At 35.5% G+C, this 2,684-nt stretch carries 4 protein-coding genes; all 4 read left to right on the plus strand.

The features are described 5' to 3' along the window. Positions 1-252: 252 nt before the first annotated feature. Positions 253-465, plus strand: a complete 213-nt coding sequence (locus FFR48_RS27015) for a hypothetical protein (RefSeq protein ID WP_137669478.1) — start codon at positions 253-255, stop codon at positions 463-465. Between the two features lie 239 nt (positions 466-704). Then, on the plus strand, positions 705-1,784 hold the full coding sequence (locus FFR48_RS27020) for an RNA-guided endonuclease InsQ/TnpB family protein (RefSeq protein ID WP_137669479.1): 1,080 nt from the start codon (positions 705-707) through the stop codon (positions 1,782-1,784). A 231-nt stretch (positions 1,785-2,015) separates the two neighbouring features. Continuing rightward, positions 2,016-2,363 carry an STAS-like domain-containing protein gene (locus FFR48_RS27025; RefSeq protein WP_096565461.1) on the plus strand — a complete coding sequence of 116 codons (348 nt, stop codon included), beginning with the start codon at positions 2,016-2,018 and terminating at the stop codon, positions 2,361-2,363. Between the two features lie 3 nt (positions 2,364-2,366). Beyond that, on the plus strand, positions 2,367-2,561 hold the full coding sequence (locus FFR48_RS27030; protein WP_137669480.1) for a hypothetical protein: 195 nt from the start codon (positions 2,367-2,369) through the stop codon (positions 2,559-2,561). Positions 2,562-2,684: the final 123 nt, after the last annotated feature.

The following is a 2,684-nucleotide window of genomic DNA, read 5'->3' on the forward strand; positions in this document are numbered from 1 at the left end:
CGGAAAAAGTGTGCATTTTTGGGGATTTCAAGAGATGGCAAAGAAATTTTCAAATCTCCTCCTGACTCCTGACTCCTGACTCCTGACTCCTATGCCCTCACGGAAAGACTTTCTCAGCAACCCCTAAGTAATAATAACTGTGGTTATGAAATCTAGTATTATTTACATCTAATGGTAAAAATTCTAGAAAATCATAATTACTTGGAGTTATTTTGTCATTAGTAATTACCAAAAATGAACCACTAGTTCTTTATGTGGATACTATGCAATTCTCCCATAGGTGTATTTAGCTGCGGTCAACATTACACTACTTCAGGTACTCTTCAGTTAACGGTGGTTGACTTTGGGATTGGTATCCCTAATAGTGTTCGTACTTTACCCGAAAATGCAGCAATGACATCTATTGAGGCTTTAAAGTGGGCATTTGAGCCGGGAAATAGCACCAAACAGCAAGGTGTCCGATAAGGTGAGGGTTTACACATACTACAAGAATTTGTCAAAAAAAATCATGGAAACTTGATGATTTTCAGTAATGACAGCTATGTCAATATAGGAGCTTGTCCTAAGTTGACAATTTACTAGACAAACCTATATAAATGTATACAAAACTACAAGTATTTGACGTATACATGGAATAAGTTGACTAAAAAATTAGGCAAAATGTGTCAGAATTAAATAATAAAGTATAGTGTTGACATCAGCAAATGCTTTTATCCATCAAAACACAACTCAAGTTAAATAAAACTCAAGAAATATTAATGGCTAAACACGCTGGTATAGCAAGGTTTACCTATAATTGGGGTTTAGCTACTTGGGCTTCTTTGCATAAAGATGGATTAAAGCCAAACAAATACATCCTCAAAAAATTCTTTAATAATCATGTAAAACCTGAATTGGCATGGATTAAAGAAAAGGGTATTTGCCAGAAAATCACTCAATACGCTTTTGACAGTTTAGGTGAAGCTTTTCAGAGATTCTTTCAAGGAAGGTCTAAATATCCTAACTTCAAAAAGAAAGGGAAAAATGATAGTTTTACAATTGATGCTGGTGGTAAACCAATTCCTGTAGGTGGTATATCAATAAAACTACCAACAATTGGATGGGTAAAAACTTATGAAGGATTGCCTCATACTACTTGCAAAAGCATTACTATTTCTAGAACTGCCGATAGTTGGTATATAGCCTTTTCTTATGAACAAGAATGTCAACCAACTATTAAAAACTATACTATTGTTGGTGTTGATTTGGGAGTAAAGGAACTAGCTACACTAAGCACTGGTGTTACTTTCCCTAACCCTAAACACTATAAACAGAATTTAGCTAAACTGCAAAGATTATCCAAAGTCTATTGCAGAAAGGCTTCATGTTCAAATAATAAACACAAAGCTAAAATTAAACTAGCTAGACATCATGCAAGAATAGCAAACCTGCGACAAGACACTCTTCATAAACTTACTACTTACTTATGCAAAAACCACGCCAAGATAGTAGTAGAAGATTTAAATGTTTCAGGGATGTTGTCAAATCATAAATTAGCTCAAGCAATAGCTGATTGTGGATTTTATGAGTTTAAGCGTCAGCTAGAATATAAAGCTAAAAAATTTGGCTGTGAAATTATAATTGCTGATAGATTTTATCCATCAAGCAAAACCTGTTCTCGTTGTGGGCATAAAAAAGAAAATCTTTCTTTATCCGAAAGAATTTATTGCTGCGAGAACTGCGGTTTTGAGATAGATAGGGATCTAAACGCTGCAATTAATTTATCGCGTCTGGCTAAGGCGTGAAAGTCTACTGAGGGATAACTGCTCCCATGCTCCCGTTGAAGTAGAAAGTAAAGTCTAGTTTTGTCTAGGTTTTATATAGCAGATAATGGAGTTGAATACGAAAACGTTTGTACTAACTTTTCGGGAACGCTAGTCAATATAGCTTTTCGATGTGATGAAAAATACTACTGTTTAGCTTCAGAAGTTCCTAAACTCAAGAAGCTGAAGCTCTAGAGAGAGGGAGATAAGGACATGATGTATAAAGTTTACAATATAGTTGGTGAGTATGCCATCACTGCTGATGGTGGACAAAAGTTATATGATCAGATTCATTCACGTTTACTAAGTGATGAAACTGTGGAATTAGATTTTGCAGGGGTGAAGGTTTTTGCATCTCCATTTGTGAATTTTGCATTTGGTCAATTGTTAAAAGATATCCCAGCAGAGAAGTTAAATCAGTTGCTTGAATTTACTTCTCTCAATGCTGATGGATGGGATGTTATTAATCACGTAATGACTAGAGCTAAACGTTATTACTCTGATGAAAAATATCGTAATGCTGTGGATACGGTGATAACAGATATGGCTGCAAGTTTTTGAAGTATGGCGATTATTCAAGCTGATATCATAGATATCAAAACTGATACCCCACAGCAAAGTGACATTTTTTTTGTAGATACCAACATCTGGTTTTGGCAAACTTATACAAATGCTGCATTTAAGGCTAAACGTTACCAAATTACAGATTATCCCAACTATATCAACAAAACACGCCAAAATGGAGCTACTCTTACTTAGGGGTTGCTGAGAAAGTCTTTCCGTGAGGGCATAGGAGTCAGGAGTCAGGAGTCAGGAGTCAGGAGTCAGGAGGAGATTTGAAAATTTCTTTGCCATCTCTTGAAATCCCAAAAAATGCACACT

It is taken from the genome of Sphaerospermopsis reniformis, from assembly GCF_005402885.1.
Taxonomy (GTDB): Bacteria; Cyanobacteriota; Cyanobacteriia; order Cyanobacteriales; family Nostocaceae; genus Sphaerospermopsis; species Sphaerospermopsis kisseleviana.